The sequence below is a fragment of the Niastella vici genome, from assembly GCF_002077945.1.
Classification (GTDB): Bacteria; Bacteroidota; Bacteroidia; order Chitinophagales; family Chitinophagaceae; genus Niastella; species Niastella vici.
In genome coordinates this window covers 417,536-441,331 of record NZ_LVYD01000124.1, presented here as the reverse complement: position 1 = coordinate 441,331, position 23,796 = coordinate 417,536, and the positions used below count along the sequence as shown (strand labels likewise).

Genomic DNA, 23,796 nt, shown 5'->3' with positions numbered 1-23,796 from the left:
TTTGACAACAAAATGTTAAAGCCTGTCTTTTTTTATACCCCGGCAGAATGTGATGTACCTCACGCAATCAGGCGCCCATTCCGGTTCATCTTTGTGTGGCAATAAAAGCACACAAAAATGAAAAAACAACAATTTAAGATCGATGCTACACAGAGCATCATTGATTGGGAAGGCCGGAAAATTACCGGTTCGCACAATGGCACAATTTCTATTAAACAGGGCGCCCTCACGGTAAATGATGGACAAATTACGGGCGGCACCTTCATCATCGACACTACTACTATTAAGGTGCTCGATGTAACCGACCCCGCCACCAATGCACAGTTTGCCGGCCACCTGGCATCAGATGATTTCTTTTCTATTGAACAGTATCCCGAGGCCACGTTTGAAATTACTGCTGTAAACAACAACCGCATTGAAGGACACCTGACTATTAAGGGTATTACACATGCTGTTAGTTTTGAGGCCAATGTTGGTGTTGCGGGCGATGTATTGACCGCCTCAGGACATCTGGTGATTGACCGCACCAAATACGGGATCAAATTCCGTTCGGGGAATTTCTTCAACAACCTCGGTGATACGCTTATTTACAATGATTTTGATTTACATATTAACCTCACTGCACGGGCTGCTGCTTAACAGCCCTGGCTTTAAAAACTATTTATATGCCATACATTAAAGTGGAATTGACCCGCGAAGGAGTTACCCGCGAACAAAAACAGCAATTGATAAAAGGGATAACCGACCTGTTTACCAATATACTCAACAAAGACCCGCACTTAACCCATGTAGTTATACAGGAAATTGAACTGGATGACTGGGGCTATGCGGGGGAACAATCATCGGTGTTAAGGGAGCGGGGAATAACGGCGGATAAAAAATAAAGTTATGAAAAAGCAAACCATCATAGTGACCGGAGCTTCATCCGGAATTGGCAAAGAAGTGGCCAGATACTTTTTAGAAAGAGGCGACAATGTAGTGATCAACTCTGCAACGCCCGGAAAATTACAACAGACATACCAGGAGTTGGGCGCCGGACCGAACCTGGCCATGGTAGCCGGTGATGTGAGTGATAAACGCACTGGTGAGCAGTTGGTGGCCGCTGCGGTTGAGCATTTTGGTTCGGCCGATGTGCTGGTAAATAATGCCGGCATCTTTGAGACCCGGCCTTTCCTGGAAGTGGATGAAGCGTACCTCCACCGCTTTTTGAACACCAATTTGAAAGGAACGTTTTTCACTACCCAGGCTGTTATACCACAAATGCTGAAGCAGCAGAATGGTGTAGTGATCAATATTGGTACGCCGCTGGTGAATCATGCGTTAGGAGGTGCGCCTGCTACGGCGCCCGTATCGAGTAAGGGCGCCATTCATGCCTTAACGATACAACTGGCGGCAGAGTTCGGCAAACGCAATATCCGCGTGAATTTGATTGCGCCAGGGACCATCCGCACGCCGATGCATGGAGCCGCTGTTGATGACAGCGCCGGATTGCATCTTGTTAACAGGGTAGGGGAAGTAGAAGATATTGCACAGATGGTGTATACCGTAGCGAAAAGTAATTTCATCAATGGAGCTATCATTAATGTTGATGGCGGTATGGCGGCGGGGCATAATTTGAATTGAGGGGAGCTGCTTTTTATATAATTTAACAACCAGTTCTCCGGTAGGTGGCGGAGGGCTGGTTGTTAGAAGGTTAAACTTTTACTCTGTATCTTTTAATTTACGCATAGCATTGGCGTAATTAAGGGTAGTATCATCATATTCTTCATGGCCATATCCGTGCTTTTCATTCAGCTCGTATAAGGTGTTATATAAAGTAAACGGGTTTTGACTGGTTGAGACCCAATTAATGATAATGTCAACCATTTCGTTCATAACTGGTTGAAATGTCATTCGGCCATCACTGCCACGAACGCCATTGTTATCAGATTTCTTTTTACCAAGGTTCAAAAAAACATTCTTCTCGTCATATATAATATCCCTTGCTTGCTTAAAGTCCTTGCCAGATGGCAAAAATTGCATTAGCACTTTGCGCATCCCATTGTAGTAGGCTTGGAATTTTTCTTCCGGATTTTCAAATTGTGCGCCAATCATGGCCCGCAATTCGTCGACTTCCCTAAGTTCATTATTGAAAGAATCGAATTGCAACTGCTTTCCTGGGGTTTCTGCAGCACGCCGAAGCAGCTCCATACGTTCTTGCTCTTGTTGTTCAGCAGAAAGTTGTTTCTTTTCTTCTTCGGTTTGTTTTTTTTGTTCGTTTTCCATAATTGTCAATTTACCTCAAAAACAATTTTTAATTTTTCGGCAACCTGTTGTATACTTTCTTCTTTCCAGCTCACCGGGTTTAATTTTTCTAATGCGAGCGTGTTTTTGGGAATCTCTTCTTTGAATGCCCCCCAATAGTTCTTTGAATGCAACTTTTGCTGATAGAACTGAAAGGCATTATAGATCATGGAAGGGTGTACCTGTAACTGTTTGGCGAAACGATCAACCTGGTACTTATTATGGATATGGTGCTTTATAAAATTATACTTATCTACATCGCAGAAATAATCCATCGCAAACTCATTCGCCTTATCTTCTATCAGGAACAGATCTGGCCGGCCTTCATCGGTTAAGTGAAATTTTGTTTTTTCTATTACTTCCAGATCGTATAGCACATGATGCAACTCATGCATAAGGGTCGTCCATACTGTAGGATAACTTTTGCGATAATCAGTTAGAACAATACATGGTTTACCATTTATTACAAACGTGCCGCCCCGTACTTGTGTTGTAGGTAACAGTTCCTGGGCAATGACTGTTACTCCACAATGGTACAGTGCTTTACATACCGTTAAAAGTCCATTATTTACATCCTGGGAATATGGCTTTGCTTTTACAATGATACCTTTCAATGCCTCGCGATTATACTCATGCGGGTTGGCAATGCCTTTAAAAACACGATAAGCTGAATCGACCCAGAATTTCATCATCTTATCGGTAAACATCGCTTTTGTACGACTATATAAAGGCGCTTCCTGACTTATTTCAAATTCATTGATTGACTTATAGCCAAAAAACTGAAGCAGGCGGTTTGTAATTTCATTTACATCTGCATTTTTATCAATGAAACCAAGGCTGGTAAGCTTCTTTATGTCAAAATGTTTTAGAAGGAAGACTGCATTTCTTGATTTTTCCAGTGAAGCTATCGTCTCGGCGCTTTGTTCTTTCATAGTTGCAGCAACAACCTGCTGAAGACCAATTCCAAGAAATTCTGCCAGTTTAACTACATGTATCAGGTTTGGTTGTTTTGCAGAACCGCTTATTATATCTTCAAAAACATCTTTATCTATTCCAAGAAAAGTGAGGGCTTTGGATTTCGCAATATCATATTCTTCCAGCTTTTTATTAAAAAGCCGGCGGAGGTCTGGCGCGTCCTCAAATGCAGAATTTAACAATCTGTCAATCTCGAAATTGTCCAAATTTTAGGGTGTTTACCCTCCAAATGTAGGGAAATTCTGGTCTTTAAAATGAATTTAGGGGTAATTACCCTAAAATTTAAAAACAACCAGCTGTTTGTGGGGCCGGTTGTTATTTTGCCTTGAAGTGCCTCATCCTTCGACTTCGCTCAGGACCCAGGGCTTACTGGAGGTTTGGCAACTCAATTTTTAGTTCCGCCAATCAGTTTATAGCTTACTCCAACCCGGTATTTGATATTTCCAATCGCTAAAAGCCATCACCAATTTGGTTTTTAATATTTCCAGTCGAAAGGAAGCCTCCTCCAATCGGGAATTTGATCTCTCTAACTCGGAATTTGATCTCTCCAACACGGGATTTCGTTTCCCAGATCAAATTAAAGTCTTCGCAAGTGGGGATTTGATATTTCCCAACAGGAAAAGGCTATCACCCGACGGGGGAGCTAATTCTTAACGGGAGGGGGGCTAATTCCCGATGGGAGAAGGCTAATTCCTAACGGGGGCGGCCATCGCCTGATTGGAGGAAGCTATCTCATGTTGGGAAGAGGTTTATTGCCTGAGGGATTAAGATTATGCTGAACAGGTAGCGTATAAGTGATTTTCCAGGAATTATAGAGAGCGAAAGTTTAAAAAATAATTTTAAAGGATTGCATCCCACTAAAAAATACTGTATAATAGCGGAAATTCAAACCTCTTAAAAATGGAACCACACACAGAAAATCCAGATCTGCTCGTATTTGAAGAAAATTTAGTTCGCGCCGATGCAGGTAAAAGATTCCTTAACTATATAATTGACGTCGTGGGTTTTTATGGAGTAATGGTCGTCCTTGGAGCAGCCATGGCACTTATAAACCCATCTGTATTTGACAGTATGGATGATTCTCCAGGCTTCGGCCTCGCTGATCGCATCGTTAGTATATTCCTGTATGGAGTGTATATGGGGATTGTTGAAGGATTGTTCAAAGGTAAATCGCTGGGTAAGCTAATTACAAAAACAAGGGCTGTAAATTATGATGGAAGCAAGATCAGTTGGAGTAAAGCTTTTGGCAGAGGTTTCAGCAAAGCTGTTCCGTTTTGTGTTTTCAGCGCGTTAGGTTCGCCCTGTAATCCCTGGCAGGATCGTTGGACATCAACAATGGTTATTGATGAAAAACATTTAATCAACGCACAATAATTTCGCTTACGGCGCAAAACAAGGACACCTAATAATGAAACTACTTTTAATAGTCGCTTTTAGAACAGTTCACTGCTGCAAAATGGGGTTCTACCAAAAGTTGTAATACAAGATTTCACTTAGTCTATAAAGTTATTACCATCTACCTGCCAATCTTAATCAATTGTTGATTTCGATCAATAAATTTACTCTGTTTGTTAGCGTTAGGTCATTGTGGCAAATGGTGTGAGTATTGGTTACCGTTACCTGATTCTATTCTTTTTCAATTAATTATCATCTCCTGTCAGTTTAATTAATATTTAAAATGTGCAACCAATTAAATAACGCAGCCCGGCCTTTCCTTTACCACAGGTATTGCACAGCAAAATAATATAGGCTATTTTTAGTTAATACACTCAAACCTATTAATCCCTAAACCCCTTAATAATGAATCACGAAAAAGGAAAATCAGGACTTACTAAAAAGATTGCAATCATTGTTGGTGCTGCCATTGCGGCTTTAGGCGTACAAAAAACCAGTGCAACGGCTCTCCCGGAGCTTCCCGCTGCGGACGGTAAAAACATCGATTATGCGAAAGACGCTGCAAAGCCCAAAAAAATGCCGGTACTTAAACTTAACCCGCAAAACCCTGGGCAAAGCAAGTTTGTAGCTCAACACAATTCTCATTCTTCCCACAGTTCTCATAGTTCTCACCATTCTCACTACTCAGGAGCCATGTTTGCTTAAATAATATAAATATGACAAGCAAAAATCGTATCCAAAACGGGGAAATTATCGCCTCTGTTGATGGAAGCCTTTATTCCAGCCAAACAGTATTTAAGTGTACTTACTGGTTTGGTGATAAATTCCACGTAAACGTGCAACAGGAAAGTGGCGATTATGTGATCACCTTGCGGCCTATGCCTAATGCTAATATTTCAGAAGGAGAACTTCCATATTACCTGCAAAAACTGGAACGCGACCTGGTTGATTTTCATTTACGGGATATTGTAAATAATGAAACCGGCAGTATAAGAGAATTGCTGGTGGCAAAGGCGTTTTCCAATGGCGAATATGATGAAGCGCCGCCAGGAGAGATCTCTGACCCCGTTGGCTTTGCTCCATTGGTTTAAGGCGTAAAGAGTTTATTGAGTTACAGTACAAATTTATTTGCATAAAAGGCTCCTGAGAATGGATATTCTAAACCCATTTTCAGGAGCATACCTTTCTATTTGCTTCTATTTTATTCATCTGCACCGAAGAAAACCCGAATTATGTCAGTCACAGATATAGCCACTACTAACAGAAAGTTTAAAGAAGCGGCTTTTTTGATAGCCGCCAGAATAACGATTATTATTTGATGCCGATCCGTTTTCACCGGTTGAATGATCAAAAGGAAGTGCTGGTCAATGAAGTGGGAGACCATTTGGTAGTTCCTTCCGGCACTTTTGCCAGACTCGTTCAAAAGGAGCTTGATAAAGAAGGGGAAGCCGATTTGTATGGAGATTTGGTGGCAGGACATTTTATTGCTGAAAGTCCTATTCCTACTCTTATTGATGTATTGGCTACCCGGTACCGTACCAAAAAATCTTTTTTAGATAATTTCACCACCTTGCATTTGTTCGTTGTTTCGCTGCGTTGTGAGCATACCTGTCACTATTGTCAGGTTTCCAGGGTAACACAGGATAAAGGCAAATTTGATATGTCAAGGGCGCATATCGATAAAGGAATCGATATTATGATGCAATCGCCCAGTCCACATGTTACTATGGAATTTCAGGGTGGGGAAGCCTTGCTGGCCTTTGATAATATTGTGTATGCTGTTGATCGAACTAAAGAACTTGCTCTGTTGCATAATAAAACTGTCACTTATGTGATCTGTACTAACCTGGCTGTTATTAATGAAGAAATGCTGAATTATTGCAAAGAAAATAATATTCTTATTTCTTCCTCACTGGATGGCCCTGCTTCTGTTCATAACGAAAACAGGAAAAGGCCTGGGAAAAATAGTTATGAACTGGCTATCCGTGGTATTGAATTATCTAGAAAGATCCTGGGTAAATCACGGGTTTCCGCATTAATGACAACTACAAATTTGTCACTTGAACACCCGATAGAAATTGTAGAGGAATATTACCGGCAGGGATTCTGGAATATTTTCCTGCGGCCTATTTCGCCCTATGGTTTTGCGGTGAAAAACGAAGCAAAGAATAAATATGAGATGGACAAGTTCCTTTCTTTCTATAAAAAAGCGCTTAACAGGATATTGGAGTATAATCTCCAGGGTGAATTCTTCCGGGAAGATTATGCTACTATTATTTTAAGAAAGATACTCACTCCATTTCCGGTGGGATATGTAGATCTGAATTCTCCAACGGGTGCTGTTACTAATGTGGTTGTTTTTAATTATGATGGAGCTGTATTTGCCAGTGATGAAAGTCGTATGCTGGCAGAAATGAAAGATTTTACATTTCAGCTGGGGCATTTGGATACGGATTCTTATGAGGATCTGATGTATGGAGAGAAAGCACGTAAAATAGTAGCGGCGGGTACTAATGAAAGTCTGCCCGGTTGCTCAGATTGCGCCTATCAATTGTATTGCGGTGCCGATCCAATCCATCATCATGCCACGCAGGGTGATATGATCGGATACCGGCCTACCAGTACTTTTTGTCAGCGGAATATGGAGATCATTCGTTATCTGATCGAATTGATGGATAGCGATAAAAAAATAAAAAGCATTTTCGAAAGCTGGGTAAAACCACAATTTTAATATGTTGTTACGTACAAAAGGTGTATCCCTGAATATTCAGGATTTTATAGTTGGCCGGGTAACAAGGAATCCCGATGCGACAGGCGAACAAGCCATTCTAATTTGTGATAAAGAAGAGCAGCGCATCAATGCCGGTCAATTTAGCTGTGTCCTTACCTCTTCTCAGCAGGAAGAAGGACTTAATGGATATCCTTCCGTATATAAGATCCCCTCGCTCGATCATTTGCAGGAAGGCGATGTCGTGGTGGTAGGAAATGATGGTAATATCAAAACCTTGTACCGGGTCAATTCATTTCATAATTCCATCCTGGCTACGGAAAGGTGTAACAGCAATTGCCTCATGTGTTCCCAGCCTCCACGCAACAGGAATGACATACCAGGGATTTTTAGTATTTATGAAAAAATGATTCCTTTGGTTCCCAAGGATTGCCCCGAACTCTGTATTTCGGGTGGAGAACCTACCTTAATGGGAGAATTATTCTTTCAATTACTTGAGAATATTAAAACCAATTTGCCAGATACGGAAATCCATTTACTGACAAATGGCCGTTCTTTTGCCTGGCATACCATGGCCGAACGGCTGGCAAATTTGGAGTATGACCGGTTAATGCTTGGTATTCCTGTATATTCAGATTATTATCAGGTCCATGATTATATTGTTCAGGCCAAAGATGCCTTTAATCAAACCATCCTGGGATTGCATAACCTGGCCCGTTATAACCAACGCATAGAGATAAGAGTGGTATTACACAAACAATCCATTCCCCGGCTCACCCGCCTGGCACGATATATTTACAAGAACCTGCCGTTTGCTGCACACGTAACGTTTATGGGATTGGAATATATCGGGTATACTCCGCACAACATCGATAAATTGTGGATAGATCCTTATGATTATATGGATGAATTGGGGGAAGCCGTTGAATTCCTGGCAGGGCAGGGAATGCACGTTTCCATTTATAACACGCAACTATGTATATTGCCCCAACAGCTTTGGAAATATGCCCGTAAGTCAATCTCTGACTGGAAACAAAGTTATTTGCCGGAATGTAACAATTGCACCAAACTACAGGATTGCGGCGGCCTTTTTACCTGGAATCTAAAAAAGCATAGTGAGCATATACGGCCGTTTACAGCGCCATTAAAAACAGATGCATGAGAAAGTTAAAGGCGGTTTTGTTGGCAAACGCAGGTATGCTTGAGATAGTCAAGAATGTAACAGAGATCGTTGCCATACTGATCGCTGCTACCTGGGCAATATATAGTTTCCACTTAAAAGATGCACCTATACTCGAAACATCTGCCAGATCATTCTGTGAATTACAAATTGATTCAATGAATGAGAAAAAATGTATATTGAAATATGTTTTGCACATGAAGAATGGTGGCGTTACCAGTTTTGATGTGGATTCGGTGCGTATCAGCTACTGGATCATTCCCAATGACACCATGTTAAAGAGTAACTATTTCTCAGCAGTTGACTATGTGAAAGAAACTGCTCCTGATTACTCGATGCTCGATCATGGATTTTCCTATCACTATGTTCCAGATAAGGAATGTATCGAAAGATATTTGTTTTTTGTAGACAAAAAACCAGATTGTGGTATCCTGATCAAAGCCAATTTCTTTATACAGGGCCAGAAGAGTTTTTTTTCTAATGAGTATTTTTGGGATGATACTTATTCTTTCAGGATACATTGCGTTCCTGGTGAAAAGTAACTTGAAAAATAGGTATATAAAATAACCAGGGCGCCAAAAAGTGAAAAAGCATGTGCCCGGAAGAAAACGTATCATTTAAAAACCACGATAAGAAAAGCCCCCTCCACTGTATCAAAACCGCACACCCGCTGCCCACATGTGAACACTGAATACAATCATTTCCCTTAGTTTACAGCTACTTCCGTAATGGCACACGGCTTGTTCCTTCATTGGCACTAAATCGACAACCATGCTCCGTCACTATTTTCAGATCGCCTGGCGTAACCTGCTGAAACGTAAATTTTACAGTTTAATAAACGTCACCGGTCTGGCAATAGGCATGGCATGTTGCGTGCTCATCACGTTGTATATCTATCATGAAAAGTCATATGATCAGTACCACGTTAAAAAGGACCGCCTTTACCGGGTTACACAGGTGTTCGGTGGTGCTGAAAAGGGTGCAAGCCCATCGCCTAAAGATTACCAGGTTTGGGGTTGTGCGCCATTAGGGCCCGCCCTGCAGGCCGATTTTCCTGAAATAGAAAAAGTGGTGCAGTTTATGAGCCCTTCCAGTATGTTGCTGCAACGCGGCGAAAAACGGTTCCAACAGGATAACCTGCTGTTCATGGATTCCACCGCATTCGATGTGTTCAGCTGGAAAATGATCTATGGCGATCCCAAAACGGCATTGACGTCTCCCTATAGTATTGTACTCACAAAAACAGTAGCGCAGAAACTGTTCAAGAATGAAAACCCGGTAGGCCAGGCACTGCGGGTCGATAATCAGAATAATTTTATTGTCACCGGCGTCATGGAAGATGTGCCACCTAATTCGCAATTCACTTTTAACGGACTGATCTCCATGACCACCATGCGAAAATTCAGAGCGGAAATTTTTGACTGGTGGGGCTATGTTGATTTTTATACGTATCTGCTGCTGAAAGAAAATACCAGCATTCAATCGCTACAGGCAAAAAAGACGGATTTTCTTAAACGGCATAATACAGACAAAAAATATACGATCGCATTTGAAAAGATGACAGATGCTTACCTGCATTCAGAAGCCAGCCGCCAGCCTGGCCCCACGGGTAACCTGCTCAATATTTACCTGTTTACTTGCATCGCTATTTTTATAATGCTTATTGCCTGTATCAATTTTATGAACCTGTCTACCGCACGTTCCCTGGAGCGGGCAAAAGAAGTAGGCGTACGGAAGGTGCTGGGTGTATTGCCTTCCCGGCTGATGTGGCAATTCCTGTTTGAATCAATCCTGCTCACCCTGGCGGCTGCGTTCATTGCATTGGTGCTGGTGCGTCCCGGCATTACGCTGATCGAAAAATTATCGGGAAAGGAGATGGCTTATGCAAATTTCTTCTCCCCGCTCACATTCGTTTATGTGGCCGGGTTTGCCATTGTTGTTGGTTTGCTGGCCGGCATTTATCCGGCCTGGTTCTTGTCGGGGTTCAGACCCATCGCTGTATTAAAAGGAAAATTCAATCCCTCAGGTGAAAGTATTTCCTTGCGGAAAGTGCTGGTCGTTTTTCAATTCACGTTATCTATTGCGCTCATCGCCGGAACTATCATCGTATACACCCAGTTAAAATTCCTTGACCGGCATGAATTGGGATTTCAGGATGACCAGATGCTGATCCTCGATTTTGAAGGCGATGGAAAAGTGCAGCAGAATATTGAAACTGTTAAGAGGGCCATTGCCGGTGAACCCGGTGTTATTTCGGTGGCATCCTCGCGTGCCGTTCCCGGTGAATTTCTGCCAAACGCCTATACACAAATACAAGCGCCTGGCGGACAAATGTCAGGTCTCGGGCCGCTTATTTATGAAATAGATTTTGATTTCATTCCTACCTATCATATTTCATTGGTGGCCGGTAGAAATTATTCCCGGTCTTTCCTTACCGATAGTGCCCAATCGATGGTCATCAATGAAGCAGCGGCAAAGCTGTATGGGTATTCCAACCCGGCCGATGCCGTGGGTAAAAAATTTGATCAATGGGGAAGGAAGGGAACCATTATCGGCGTGGTAAAGGATTTTAATTTCCGCTCGCTTCACCTGCCGGTAGAACCTTTGACTTTAAGATATGGGTATCCCGATAACCTCAACCGCATCTCTGTTGCCATCAAAGGTGATAATATCCCCGCAACGCTGGCCAAACTGAGAAGGACCTGGGACAAAGTAGCGCCGCAACGGCCGTTCCTGTATCATTTCCTCGACGAGTCGTTTAATGCGCAATATTCGGCCGACCAGCATTTCGGCCAACTGTTCACTTTCTTTTCCTGCCTCACTATTTGTATTGCCTGTTTGGGCTTGTTAGGCCTCTCCACCTTTATGGCGCAACAGCGGGTAAAGGAAATAGGTATCCGCAAAGTGTTGGGTTCATCAGTGAGCGGTATCGTGCTACTGTTGTCAAAAGATTTTATAAAGCTGGTGCTCATTGCCATCGTCATTGCCATTCCCCTGTGCACCTGGGCCATGAATAAATGGCTGCAGGATTTTGCTTACCGCATTAGCATAGGGCCGCTGGTATTTCTGGAAGCCGGTATTATCTGCGTGGGCATTGCATTTGCTACCATCGCCTGGCAATCGGTAAAAGCGGCGCTGGTGAACCCGGTGCGGTCGTTGCGGAATGAGTGAGCCGGTACCCGCAACCGGCGGCGCCGGATTACTCATCGCCCGGCACACTACGTAATACATCGGGGGCAACCTGCCATGTATTTGCTTTTTTTGTATATTGACGGCAGAAAAATGAATCCTTATACGTATCACAAAAGCAAATGCGAAAACTGATTTCTTTTTTATTGATCTTATTACCCCGGATAATGACAGCGCAGAATAGTAATAAAAACAACCTCAATGCACCATTCGACCAGCTTATTCTTGCTGATCAAAAACGTAAAACAGTCAAAGTTACCGGTATTGACCCCGCTGCAGTTGTTTTTGTGTGTAGCGATTCCATTCCAAAATATACGGCCAAAATGGAATTGGGCGATGGTATACTGAAAGCAATTCTGGAGAGCCCAACCTATTCAGAATCTTCAAAAATACAGTTCATAAAAGACGTCCTGGCTGATACGGTGGGGGACGGAGCAAGATGTTTTAATTTTGAATCCTGTAATTTCTGGCGGTCATCGAAAGAAGCAACAGCATTGATCAATGCTTATTTTGATGGAATGCAGTTTGAAAAGTCAACGCAAGCGCATCTCCGGTACCGGAAGCTTAAGTTTATGACCCAGTCGTTGTATCCGGAGAGTTATCAAATGATAGTCGATTACTTTAAAAGCAGGCCCAATCTTGATATTAAATACCATGAGGAAGCCGACCTGGTTTACTGGCTGGTTCAAATGGGTAAAGATGAAGAAGCGCTTGATTACCTGCAAATACTTGTTGATGATCTGATCCATGACAGGGTGAAATATCTTTCTTTAGGCAGCCGGTATGGCATATTTGAGAAAGGAAATCTTTTTGATCATCTTTGTTTATCAGAAAACGGGTCCACTGCCAAAAGAGCAACCGACCTGTTGTTTCAGCTGTTGCTTCAAAAAGACTTTGAAACAACGGATCTGTATAAACTTACTTACTATCTCGATAAAGATCGCCACGCTCAAATGCTGGCTGCAAAGAATATAAAGAAGGAAAAAATTATGCCTGTCTTTTTAATGCCTGAAGAGAAGATCAATAGCCTGGTAGCTGATTTAAATAAGGTTGCTGTAAGTTGTGATCTTCCTGAGATCAGGCTGAATAAATTGATGAAGTTCGAGATCGCTATAAAACATCAATACGGGGTAATTCACGATTTTTTCCGTGCCAACAACCTGCTTATTGGATTTTACCGCGAGGATGGCGATGTGCCTACAAATTATGTTAAATTATTTGAGGATGAATTCAAATGGGTGGTTAAAGCGCAGGGATGTAATCATTTCACCATTGGCCAGGTAACTAAATCCATCAATAAAGATGACTATCACTACAGCCTTTTTGTGAAATATAATAAATCGATCTACAAGCTGGGCTATTCTGAAGAAGGTACGCACGATTACAACGACATGCAGCGCCTGATTAAATTGCTCAACTTATGTTTGATTGATAATAAGGAAAAGAAACGGTTTGTAGGAATGCCAGGCGAAGCATTCTATGAATATGTGCTGATGGAACCGGCCATCGTAATGCCGCTATCAAAAAAATATAATTTAGAATTCTTTCCCATTGATGAAAAGGATTGATAGCAGGAAAGATATCCCTGGTATCCCTTATAATCGCTAATGCAGGTCCCGCACTACCTCATCGCCCGACCCACCACGTAATACATCGAGGTCGGCGCCCAGATGCGCCTGCTGCACATGATCGATATAGAACTTTACATAACCGCGTGTTGCCCGGGGGGCAGGCGCCTGCCAGCGTGCTTTGCGCGCTGCCAGTTCTTCATCGCTCACATCGAGGTGCAGCTTCCGGGCTGCTACATCCAGTTCTATGATATCGCCATTCTGTACCAGGGCAAGCACGCCACCGATCGATGATTCGGGCGATACATGTAAAATCACCGTACCGCCGGCCGTACCGCTCATGCGCCCATCCGAAATACGTACCATATCCTTAATACCTTGTTGCAACAATTTCATCGGCAGGTCTACATTGCCTACTTCGGGCATGCCGGGGTAACCTACCGGTCCTGCGCCTTTCAAAACGATCACGCAATGTTCATCAATATCCAGTGCCGGATCGTCTATACGCGCATGATAATCTTCTATATTCTCGAATACCACCGCACGGCCACGATGTTTTAATAAGTGTGCCGAAGCAGCGGAAGGCTTTATGATGGCGCCCTGTTCACACAAATTGCCTTTCAGCACGGCCATACCAGCTGCCGGTTTCAACGGTTGTTCCACCGTGGCGATCACAGCTGCATTATAACAGGCAGCAGAAGCACTATTTGTACTGATACTTTTTCCGTTAACGGTAATGGTGTTGTTGTGCAAATACGATTGCATTTCCCTGATGATCACGGGCAATCCGCCGGCATAATAAAAATCTTCCATCAGGTATTGGCCCGATGGTTTCAGGTTCAATAACAACGGCACTTTGCTGCCAATGGCATCGAAGTCTTCGAGGGTGAGCGGAACACCTATTCTGCCGGCAATGGCCAGCAAATGAATAATAAAATTGGAGGAACCGCCAATGGCAGAATTGACGACAATGGCATTTTCAAAAGCAGCGCGCGTGAGTATCTGCGATAGTTTCAGGTCTTCCCGCACCATTTCTACAATACGCCGGCCGCTTAATTGGGCCATTACTTTTTTACGGGCATCTACCGCCGGAATGGCGGCGGCGCCGGGCAGGGTAAGGCCCAGCGATTCTACCATACAGGCCATGGTGCTGGCGGTGCCCATGGTCATGCAATGGCCCTGGCTGCGGGCCACGCCGGTTTCCACTTCCAGGATATCTGCTGCACTATAATTTTCAACACCCTGTTTTTCCTTGATCAGCCAGTTAAAGGTGCCACTGCCCATACATTCACCACGAAAGCGTCCGTTCAGCATGGGACCGCCGGGCACTACAATGGTGGGCAGGTTCACACTACAGGCGCCCATCAGCGTAGAAGGCGTTGTTTTATCGCAACCGGTGAGCAGCACCACGCCATCGATAGGATTGGCGCGAATGGTTTCTTCCACATCCATACTGGCCAGGTTGCGGAATAACATCGTGGTGGGCCGCATAACGGTTTCGCCCAACGAAGTAACGGGGAATTCCAGGGGGACCCCGCCGGCCTCTATCACGCCTCGTTTCACTACTTCGGCCAGATCGCGCAAATGCCCATTGCAGGGCGTTAACTCACTCCAGGTATTACAAATGCCGATCACGGGTTTGTTCTGGAAATAATCGTCGGGATAGCCCTGGGTACGGAACCAGGAGCGATGCACAAATCCCATCTTGTCGTCTTTACCGAACCAGTCGGCGCTCCTTAGTTTTTTCTCTTGTTTCATTTGTTTGTAGTTAGAGATATGTGGTTATTTTTTTTGAAGTAGGAGGTAAGAAGTAGGAGGTAAGAAATACCCGATAATTTCAAAGCGCTGCCATTATTCAGAGGTCTGAAGATTAGGGCGCTTCCTACTTCCTACGTCTTACTTCATATTCCTATATTCACTATTTTAACAATATAACTCACTTGTCCCACCAGATCCGTGTACTTAACTTATCAACTCCCTGCCGGGCAATGGCTTCATTTACATTGTCGGTATTCACACTCAGTTCCGAAGTAGGGTAGGTAAGCCTTCTGATAAACGTGCCATTCGGTACATCCGGGTTATTGGGCTGTCCATACGGGTTTGGTGTCAACACCGGAAAGCCGCTTCTCCTGAAGTTAGCGAATGCTTCCGGACCGTTCAAAAAAGAAGCGATCCAGTATTGGGTATTGATCTGTTGTAATTCAGTACCTGCGGTAAGCGGGTTCGCCGTTATATAGGTATCGCGGGCCGTGGCGGAAACGGCGGAATTGGCGTCGTACATAGCCATCTGGTCCATATTTGCTTTAATGCCATTGGCAAAATATTGTGCGGCCGTACCGCTGGTGATCCAGCCGCGAAAGCGGGCTTCGGCCAGCAACAGGTTGGTTTGTGCAGCCGTTACCAGGAACACGGGCGAGGAGATCTTCACCATGCGGCGGCGGTCGACCTGGCTGTAATCATAAAAGCTTGCCAGTCCATCGGCCGTTGCGGCAGCGCCCACGGTGCCATTGTCTTTCCCGATGGGCATACCAATTTGTTTGGAAGGATCAGTGCTGCCTGCAGCCACGGTTTGTCCGGCGCCGCTGCCTGCACCAACATACCTGATCGCGATCGCCTGCAGGCGTGGGTCACTGGTATTCTTCAACTGATCAACAAAAGGTTTGGTAAGGTAGAAGTTCGCTGCTTCACTGCCATTGAGCGTACCGCCGATCGGTTGCGTAAAATTGGCATCATGACGGATGTAAGCATTGTCGGCATTGTCGGTAATGACGCCGCCCGCCACAGCCGCCTGTACGGTGCTTTGCGCTTTGGCGGCATCTATTTTACTCAACCGCATCCCTGCGCGCAAGAGCAGGGAATAAGCAAATTTTTTCCATTTGGCAATATCGCCGGCATACAGTACATCGCCGGTTTCAATGGTGCCCTTTGTGCTCAGCGCTGTTGCTGCATCTGTAAGCTCCTGAATAAGCTTTGGGTAAATATCCTGCTGCCGGTCGTATTTTGGGAACAACACGCGGTCCGATAATCCGGCGCCGGCCTGTGAATAGGGAATGTCGCCATATTCATCAGTCAATATCATAAAAACATATGATTGAAAAATGCGTGTCATATTGTACATATTGCTTCGCGCGGCATTATCCTTTGTTCGGGTAAGGGCGTCATAGGTGTTCTTGATCACGCTTTGATAATAGGCCGTCCATAAAGGTTGCGAGGTAACATCCTTGCTGTCCTGGTTAAAATTGGCGCCGGCCAGCACACCGCCATTGGGCGTTACCATCTGCTGTACAATGCCAATGTCGAACACCATTGATTTTACGGGGAACGACGTATTGATAACAGCCTGGTTTAGCAACAAGGCCGGGTCGAGCCCGGTGGGGCTCGTTTTGTTCACGTTCAGATCAGACAATCCTTTTTCGCAGGAAGCCATGATCAATATTGACCAAACAAGCAGACTATAATTGACAATCTTTTTCATGATCGAAGGTGTTAGAATTTAATGTTCAAATTCAATCCAAGGCTGCGGGTGGTGGGCAGGCCGGGCGATTCAAGCCCAACCTGGTTATCGGAGCCAAAGCCAAATGTTTCGGGGTCTATATTATCGACCCATTTCTTTAACAGTAAAACATTATTGGCGATCAGGTCGAGTTTCAGGCCTTTGACGGGCCATTTGGCCGGAAGATGTTTGGTGAAATCGTAGCCCAGCGATACCTGCCGCAGCTTCCAGTAACCACTGTTATAAATAACCGATTCAACGATCTGTTGCGAACGCAAATGTTCCCAATAGGTTTGCACCGCCGCAACTGCGGTATTGGGATTTCCGCTGGCATCAACACCGGCGCCTTTTACGCCGCCTTCGCGCCCTTCCAGCGTTCTTTTATGCAGGCCATGCCGTATGGCATTGAAGTTGGTGCCCGACAGCATTTTGCCGCCCAGCTTGTAATCAATAAAAACGGAGAGGTTAACACCTTTGTAATTGATGGTGTTCAGGAAACCGCCTACCCATTTGGGCAGTGCGCTGCCAAACAATACAAAGTCGGCGGTGCGTTGCGGTAATCCGTTCGACTGAAAGATCCGTTGTCCTTTTGCATCACGCGCATAGCCGTAGCCGGCAATTTGCCCGATCTCTTCACCCACCACATGCCGGGTTTCGCCGTTGAATACGTGTGTGCCCGTGGTAATGCGTTCACCCGGTTTGCTGGTAATGATGCTTAGCACTTTGGTGATATTGTAAGAAGTGTTGGCGGTGAATTCCCAGCTGAGATCATTTGTGCGTACCGGCACCAGGTTCACCATGGCCTCAAACCCGTAATTGCGGCTCTTGCCGCTGTTGATGGGCGTATTAAAATAACCCGATCCATCGGAGATCTGCGCCAGTACGATCTGGTCGCTTGTTATCTTCCGGTAAACGGCGAGGTCGAGGTTGACGCGATTGTTGAACGTGCGCACTTCCAAACCGGCTTCTGTTTCGGCTACCCGGCTGGGTTTCAGATTAGGGTTGGGCAGGGTAGTGCCGCTGGTAGTGCCGGGAATGATATTGCTGGTGCCTACCGGTACGGGTGTGCCATTGGGATTGTTGATGAAGTTGGCGTTCACTGTATAGAACAGCTGATCGGCATAGGGCGCCACATCGCCATCGCTGCCTACCTCGGCATAGCCCAGCCGCAGTTTACCAAAGTTCAGCCAGCTTAAAGTGGGCAGGTGTTCCGAAAAAACATAACTACCCGAAACAGATGGATATAATATGCTGCGGTTTGCCGGCGACAGGGTAGAGAACCAGTCGTTGCGTACCGTACCGGTCACATAAAAAGTTTGTTTCCAATTTAGTTCGGCCGAACCGTACAGCGAGTTCACACCCTGTTCTGTTAATGTGTATACCGGGTCTTTGGCCCTTCCGTTCTGCACGGTATACAATCCCCTGATGACGAAATCGGTTACCTGTACATTGTTTATATCAGAACGTTTGCGCATGCGGTTACCCCCGCCATTTATATTAATATCCAGGTTGCCGAATTTTTTGTTGGCATTCACCAGGAAGTCGAGGTTGGTTTCGCGGAACCGGCGCGATTCCTGGGTGTAGATGCCGTTCACAAAACCGGCCGGCGCAGCCGTCCTCGAAGCCTGGCCGGTGGGGAAGTTATTGACATCTTCATCGCGCGACCAGTAGTCCTGCCCAAACCGGCCCTGTACGCTTAACCAGGGCAGAATGTTATATTTTAAAGCCACATTGCCGAAGATGCGGTCGCGTTTGATATTATGGAATTGTTCTGCCAACACCCAATAGGGAATGGTTCGGTTCGTGAACCGCGACCAGTTGTACTCGTTCCCCGCCGCATTGTATTTGTTCTCATTAAGCACGCTCAGCGGCATGGAATTGGCCAGTGCCATCAGCGTGGTGGGAATGGAGTTGTCCTGGTTGGCGATATTAGGTGGGTTCTTATTGATCTCGCGCGAGTAATTGACGTTGCCCGACAAGGTGAATTGTTCAGTGAGGTTATAGCTGAAACCGAGGTTCATCGATTTGCGGTTGAACGTATTATTGGGCATAATGCCCTTGTTGCTCGTATTGTTGAGCGATAACCGCAGGCCGCCCTTCTCGTTGCTGGCTTCAAAAGCAACGGTGTTCGAAGCGTTCTCGCCATGTCGATAAAATTCTTTAATACGGCTTCCCTGGGGTTGGTAGGGTACCGTGAGGTTGTTGAACAGGATATGCGTCATGCCCGGTTGAAACTTTTCACCAAACGACCATTCCCCCGAAGTGGGGTTGGGCGCTGTTGGGCGAACACCGTTCTCACCCTGACCATATTCTTTCTGGTAATCGGTATAATCGAGTGGGGTATCGTTGGTATAATTCAGATTATAGGTAACGCCCATGCCTTTTGTCTTTCCTTTCGTTTTTGTCGTTATCATAATAACCCCGTCCTTGGCGCGCGAACCATACAGGGCCGAAGCCGGGGCGCCTTTCAAAATGGTCATGCTTTCAATATCATCAGGATTAATACTCGATAATCCATCGCCACCATCGGCATACACCCCGCCACCTTTAACAGATATGGTGTTGTCGTTAAAGTTGGTATTATCAACCGGTACGCCATTGATAACGATGAGGGGATTGTTCTGTCCCGAAATAGACGACTGGCCGCGGATGCGGATCTTGGAGGTGCCGCCCGGTCCCGTACCCAGGGAAGAAATATTTACACCGGCCACTTTGCCCTGCAGGGCATTCATGACATTACTGGTACGGTTTACACTTAGGTCTTCGGGCTTTACGCTGGTGGCGGCATAACCCAGGCTGCGGGCCTGCTTTTTTATGCCCAGGGCGGTAACAATCACCTCGCCCAGGTTCTGGTTGTCGCCGGTCAATGATACATTCACCACCGTGCCTCCGTTAATGGCTACATCAACGGTTTTAAAGCCTACAGAGCTGAACGTTAAAGTGGCATTGGCGGGGGCCTGAATGCTGAATTTGCCCTCATTATTTGTAGAAGTTCCCACGGAAGTACCCTTTACTATTACTGAAACCCGGGAAAGCTTCGTACCTTTTTCATCAGAAACGGTACCTGTTATGGTTTGTGCATGAGTAACGGATAAGATCAATTGAAAGAAGAAAAGCAGCCATAGCCCCGTAAAGCGGGATGGCCTGCCGTTGCGATACTTTTTCATACCGGCAAGTTGTTTTGGTGAGTAATCGTTGGGTCGACAAATTATCCGGTATTGGAATGAAAAACTACCAAAATAAAACTGCGTTGAATTTTGTACATGCGTGACGAATAAATTCCCTTTCTTTATATACGCTTCCTGCTAAGGTTAGAGGGTCCACGATAAGTATGTAACGCCATATGAATCAATTCGTGCTACAATATGGTAAATCGAACGAGCTGCTATTATTCCCCCATATTCTGGAATTGGGGTTGAAGAAGAATGGCGCTATCCTTTTCAATACTTTTTTGACCACAGTCACGGAAGGCTTACGCATCTATTATATTATTGAAGGCCGGTTCGAATGGCGCATCAATCACCAACCGTATGTTTTTTATCCGGGTGATGTGGCCGTGATCCTGCCCGGTACGTCGTTCGGCAGCGATAAAGGGGCCCTGGAGATCGGTTCGTTTTCCTGGCTGCACCTCGACGTACAAAAGCCCGATAATGGCCAGCCAATGTTTGGCAAGTGGAGCGGTTTATCGGAAAGCGAAGGCGCGGCTATTGGCAAGATCTTATTATTGAACCCCTCGCCGGTTTTGAGCCGGTTCCCCGATGCCGGCAAAATACTCAAATGCATCCAGGGTGAATTATTCAATAATGAAGTGGCGTACCAGGCGCGGGTCAATCACCAGCTCGATGAACTGCTGATTGCTTTAACCCGGCAAATGACCCGGCAAAATCACTCCACCCGCGACTTTCCCAAAACATTTATGCACCTCGAAGAAGTATTGCGGCAAAACCTTTCACACCAATGGACCGTGGAAGAAATGGCTGCCCTGGTGGGTATGGGCACCACTTTGTTCACGGAAAGGGTGAAAAGCTATTCCGGCTTTTCACCCATCAATTACCTGATCAATATCCGGATCTCTGAAGCCATTAAATTATTAAAGCGGCCCGGGATCTCGGTTACAGATATTGCGCTGGATACCGGTTTTTATTCATCGCAACATTTTTCAACCACGTTCAAAAAGCTGACTGGTTACCGGCCCAGTGAATTCCGAAACAACCATTTGCGTAATAAATAACGACTGAAACATGAAATGCATCATCACCATAGAGTTGGGGACAAACGGCGTACGGGTGTTTGCTTTTACGCTCAGTGGCCAGGTCATCGGTTCCCTGAAGGGCTACTATCCTACATTTCATACCGAGCCCGATCACAGTGAACAGGACCCTGAGCAGATATTTATTACCACGCTGTATGTGCTCAAGAATTTATTGAACGAATATATACATCCGAAAAAAATAAAGGTGGCCTGTATTTGCTTCAGTGCCGCCATGCACAGCGTGCTGGCGGTTGATAAGAATGGCAATCCCCTGGGCAATGCCATTACCTGGGCCGATAACCGCGCCAAAAAAGAAGCGCAGGAATTACGGCGTTCGGCATTGGGAAAGAAATTGTATGCCGCAACGGGCACACCCATACATCCCATGTCGCCCCTGTTAAAGATCGCATGGATCAGGAGCAACGATAAAGAACGCTTTAAACAGGCGAACAAATTCCTTTCTATTAAAAGTTATATCGTTCACCAGCTCACCGGCGAATACATGATCGATTACAGCATAGCTTCCGCAACCGGGTTGTTGAATATTCATACCATAAAATGGGAAGCCGATGCATTACAGTATGCCGGTATTACCGCTGCCAAGCTGCCTGAGCTCGCACCCATATTCACGGCTACGGGTAAACTGAAAAAAGCCTATCAACAATCGCTGCGATTGCCGGCCGAAACAAAGATCCTCATCGGGTCAAGCGATGGTTGTTTGGCCACTCTGGGCGATGGCGTGAAAGGCGAGGGCAAGGCTACCATTACCATTGAAGACAGCGGCGCCGTGCGTGTAATGGGACCTGCCGTTTTGAAAGACGAGCAAATGCGTTTCTTTAATTATCTGCTTACCGATAATTGTTATGTCTCAGGCGGGCCAACCAATAATGGTGGAAATATTTTCGAATGGTTCACCCGGCAGTTTGGGGATTTCACCAATCCGTTCGACATAGAAGACAGCATACAACAATTGATGGAGGAAGCCGCCAAAGTGCCGGCTGGCTCCGATGGACTGTTGTTCCTGCCATACCTGTTGGGCGAACGTGCGCCTATCTGGAATGCCAATGCGCGCGGCGCTTATTTCGGCCTGCATATAAAACATGAACGCCGCCATTTTGTGCGTGCTACCATTGAAGGTATTATGTATGAGATCTACAGTATTGGGAAAACGCTGGCCGAACAGCGCACCATCAAGAGCCTTTCGGTAAATGGAAGTTTCGGCACCATTCCATTCTGTACCCAGTTGATTGCCGACCTGTTCAACAAACCGGTGCGGCTGCGGCAGCAATTTCACAGTGTAAGTTTTGGCGCCTGGTTATTAAGCGCCACGGAGATGGGTATTTACAAATCGCTCGATGAAGCTGCCAAAACAGTGGAGTTGCCCGATGTATATAAACCCAATAAACAACACCATGCTATCTATGCCGATTACTTTGGCATTTTTGAAAAGCTGAGTGTGAAGTTGTATGATGAGTTTGAAGCGATCGGCGGGTTACAACAGAAGTATGGGGTGGTGGAGGATGTTTTTAAGAAGAAGTAAGTTTTGAGCTCATAGGTATGAGAAGTAAGAAGTAGGAGATAAGAAGTAAGAAGAACCTGTATTTCATACTTCCTTCTTCTTACTTCGTAAACAATAACAACTTGCTATATATGAAAAAGTGTTGCTTTATTCTACTTCAATTCCTGCTATGTACACTGCTACAAGCACAACAAACGACATTGACTCCAGAACAAATAAAGGCGCTAACCCCAGACTGGAAAGGCGAACGTTCTGCCGATGGGCGGCCGCATGTATCCGACAAACTATTGACCCGGCTCAAAGCGGTACGGCTCGAAGAAGCCTGGGGCATCTTACGCAACAAAGGGTATATGAACCAGTTCGAAGGCGACTGGATGGTGCTGCATCCCGATTCGGCCATGACCGGCCGCGCGGTAACTGCACAATACCTGCCCATGCGCCCCGATGTTGACAAACTGATAAAAGAAAAAGGAAAAGCCGAAAGCCGCATTGGCGCGCCCAATTCCTGGCCCATCGATGTGCTTCAGCACGGTGACATCTACATTGCCGACAGTTATGGAAAAGTGGTGGATGGCACCCTCATCGGCGATAACCTTGGCAATGCTATTTACGCCAGATCTGCCCGCGGGGTCATCTTCTACGGCGCTGTACGTGATAGGGAAGGGTTGGAAGAAATAAACGGTTTCAATGCCTGGATCAAAGGGTACGATCCCTCTTACATTCAACAAATGATGCTCGGTGGCATTAATGTGCCCATTCGTATTGGCCGGGCTACTGTATTACCCGGCGATGCGGTGTTGGCGAAAAAAGGCGGTGTGGTGTTTATTCCGGCCCAGCTGCTGGAAGATGTGGTGTTGAACGCTGAGTTCATTGCCCTGCGTGATGCCTTTGGTCACCAACGCTTGCGCGAAGGAAAGTATACACCCGGACAGATCGATACCCAATGGACAGACGAGATCAAAAAAGATTTTCTGAAATGGCTCGATGCGAATCCTGATAAGCTGCCGATGTCGAGACAGGAACTGGATGTGTTTATGAAAGATAGGACCTGGTAGGGGAGAGAAGTAAGAGGTAAGAAGTAAGAGGTACGAAGTATTGGTGTAAAAGAAAAAAAAGATTTGAGTCCTGAAGTATGAGGTTCTTCCTACTTCCTACTTCTTACTTCTTACTTCCTACTTCGTATTCCTACAAACTCAAATTTTACAATTAATCAA

19 protein-coding genes are annotated in these 23,796 nt (G+C 45.4%); 14 read left to right on the top strand and 5 right to left on the bottom strand.

Going from position 1 to position 23,796, the window contains the following annotated elements:
• Nucleotides 1-117 precede the first annotated feature (117 nt).
• From A3860_RS39365 to A3860_RS39355, 3 genes are read left to right on the top strand one after another with little or no spacing between them, the layout of a single operon-like run.
• Entirely contained in the window at nucleotides 118-639 is a 522-nt protein-coding gene (locus A3860_RS39365; protein WP_081156079.1) for a YceI family protein, read from the top strand.
• A gap of 26 nt (nucleotides 640-665) precedes the next feature.
• Nucleotides 666-884, top strand: a complete 219-nt coding sequence (locus A3860_RS39360; RefSeq protein ID WP_081156078.1) for a tautomerase family protein — start codon at nucleotides 666-668, stop codon at nucleotides 882-884.
• 4 nt (nucleotides 885-888) lie between these two features.
• On the top strand, nucleotides 889-1,623 hold the full coding sequence (locus A3860_RS39355; RefSeq protein WP_081156077.1) for an SDR family NAD(P)-dependent oxidoreductase: 735 nt from the start codon (nucleotides 889-891) through the stop codon (nucleotides 1,621-1,623).
• Between the two features lie 78 nt (nucleotides 1,624-1,701).
• Here the strand turns inward: A3860_RS39355 and A3860_RS39350 are convergent, their stop codons facing one another.
• The gene (locus tag A3860_RS39350) at nucleotides 1,702-2,265 is read right to left on the bottom strand and encodes a hypothetical protein (protein WP_081156076.1); all 564 of its coding nucleotides are present in this window, start codon (nucleotides 2,263-2,265) and stop codon (nucleotides 1,702-1,704) included.
• A gap of 5 nt (nucleotides 2,266-2,270) precedes the next feature.
• Nucleotides 2,271-3,464 (bottom strand): hypothetical protein, encoded by a 1,194-nt coding sequence (locus A3860_RS39345; protein WP_081156075.1) that lies wholly within the window; start codon nucleotides 3,462-3,464, stop codon nucleotides 2,271-2,273.
• A 694-nt stretch (nucleotides 3,465-4,158) separates the two neighbouring features.
• Here A3860_RS39345 and A3860_RS39340 point away from each other — a divergent pair.
• The 8 genes from A3860_RS39340 (at nucleotide 4,159) to A3860_RS39305 (ending at nucleotide 13,318) form a co-directional block, all read left to right on the top strand.
• The gene (locus A3860_RS39340) at nucleotides 4,159-4,632 is read left to right on the top strand and encodes an RDD family protein (RefSeq protein WP_081156074.1); all 474 of its coding nucleotides are present in this window, start codon (nucleotides 4,159-4,161) and stop codon (nucleotides 4,630-4,632) included.
• Nucleotides 4,633-5,058: 426 nt separating this feature from the next.
• Entirely contained in the window at nucleotides 5,059-5,358 is a 300-nt protein-coding gene (locus A3860_RS39335) for a hypothetical protein (RefSeq protein WP_081156073.1), read from the top strand.
• Nucleotides 5,359-5,369: 11 nt separating this feature from the next.
• Nucleotides 5,370-5,744, top strand: a complete 375-nt coding sequence (gene hxsD, locus A3860_RS39330; RefSeq protein WP_081156072.1) for a His-Xaa-Ser system protein HxsD — start codon at nucleotides 5,370-5,372, stop codon at nucleotides 5,742-5,744.
• 227 nt (nucleotides 5,745-5,971) lie between these two features.
• Nucleotides 5,972-7,384, top strand: coding sequence for a His-Xaa-Ser system radical SAM maturase HxsB (gene hxsB, locus A3860_RS39325; protein ID WP_143774500.1), 1,413 nt, complete (start codon nucleotides 5,972-5,974; stop codon nucleotides 7,382-7,384).
• A gap of 1 nt (nucleotide 7,385) precedes the next feature.
• A complete protein-coding gene (gene hxsC / locus A3860_RS39320; RefSeq protein WP_081156071.1) occupies nucleotides 7,386-8,543 on the top strand; it encodes a His-Xaa-Ser system radical SAM maturase HxsC in 1,158 nt (385 codons plus the stop codon).
• On the top strand, nucleotides 8,540-9,103 hold the full coding sequence (locus tag A3860_RS39315; RefSeq protein ID WP_081156070.1) for a hypothetical protein: 564 nt from the start codon (nucleotides 8,540-8,542) through the stop codon (nucleotides 9,101-9,103). Before hxsC ends, A3860_RS39315 begins: the two co-directional genes overlap by 4 nt.
• Nucleotides 9,104-9,332: 229 nt before the next feature.
• Nucleotides 9,333-11,732 (top strand): ABC transporter permease, encoded by a 2,400-nt coding sequence (locus A3860_RS39310; RefSeq protein ID WP_081156069.1) that lies wholly within the window; start codon nucleotides 9,333-9,335, stop codon nucleotides 11,730-11,732.
• Between the two features lie 140 nt (nucleotides 11,733-11,872).
• On the top strand, nucleotides 11,873-13,318 hold the full coding sequence (locus tag A3860_RS39305) for a hypothetical protein (protein ID WP_081156068.1): 1,446 nt from the start codon (nucleotides 11,873-11,875) through the stop codon (nucleotides 13,316-13,318).
• A 36-nt stretch (nucleotides 13,319-13,354) separates the two neighbouring features.
• Here A3860_RS39305 and A3860_RS39300 read toward each other — a convergent pair whose 3' ends face one another.
• The 3 genes from A3860_RS39300 to A3860_RS39290 all read right to left on the bottom strand — a co-directional run bounded on the left by A3860_RS39300 (nucleotide 13,355) and on the right by A3860_RS39290 (nucleotide 19,978).
• Nucleotides 13,355-15,076 (bottom strand): IlvD/Edd family dehydratase, encoded by a 1,722-nt coding sequence (locus tag A3860_RS39300; RefSeq protein WP_081156067.1) that lies wholly within the window; start codon nucleotides 15,074-15,076, stop codon nucleotides 13,355-13,357.
• A 178-nt stretch (nucleotides 15,077-15,254) separates the two neighbouring features.
• Nucleotides 15,255-16,793, bottom strand: a complete 1,539-nt coding sequence (locus A3860_RS39295; RefSeq protein ID WP_081156066.1) for a SusD/RagB family nutrient-binding outer membrane lipoprotein — start codon at nucleotides 16,791-16,793, stop codon at nucleotides 15,255-15,257.
• Between the two features lie 11 nt (nucleotides 16,794-16,804).
• Nucleotides 16,805-19,978, bottom strand: coding sequence for a SusC/RagA family TonB-linked outer membrane protein (locus tag A3860_RS39290; RefSeq protein ID WP_081156065.1), 3,174 nt, complete (start codon nucleotides 19,976-19,978; stop codon nucleotides 16,805-16,807).
• A gap of 176 nt (nucleotides 19,979-20,154) precedes the next feature.
• On the opposite strand from A3860_RS39290, the gene A3860_RS39285 reads away from it, so the two are divergent.
• The 3 genes from A3860_RS39285 (at nucleotide 20,155) to A3860_RS39275 (ending at nucleotide 23,637) form a co-directional block, all read left to right on the top strand.
• The gene (locus A3860_RS39285) at nucleotides 20,155-21,042 is read left to right on the top strand and encodes an AraC family transcriptional regulator (RefSeq protein ID WP_081156064.1); all 888 of its coding nucleotides are present in this window, start codon (nucleotides 20,155-20,157) and stop codon (nucleotides 21,040-21,042) included.
• A 10-nt stretch (nucleotides 21,043-21,052) separates the two neighbouring features.
• A complete protein-coding gene (locus A3860_RS39280; RefSeq protein WP_081156063.1) occupies nucleotides 21,053-22,603 on the top strand; it encodes a gluconokinase in 1,551 nt (516 codons plus the stop codon).
• A 179-nt stretch (nucleotides 22,604-22,782) separates the two neighbouring features.
• Nucleotides 22,783-23,637 (top strand): RraA family protein, encoded by an 855-nt coding sequence (locus A3860_RS39275; RefSeq protein ID WP_317043520.1) that lies wholly within the window; start codon nucleotides 22,783-22,785, stop codon nucleotides 23,635-23,637.
• Nucleotides 23,638-23,796: the final 159 nt, after the last annotated feature.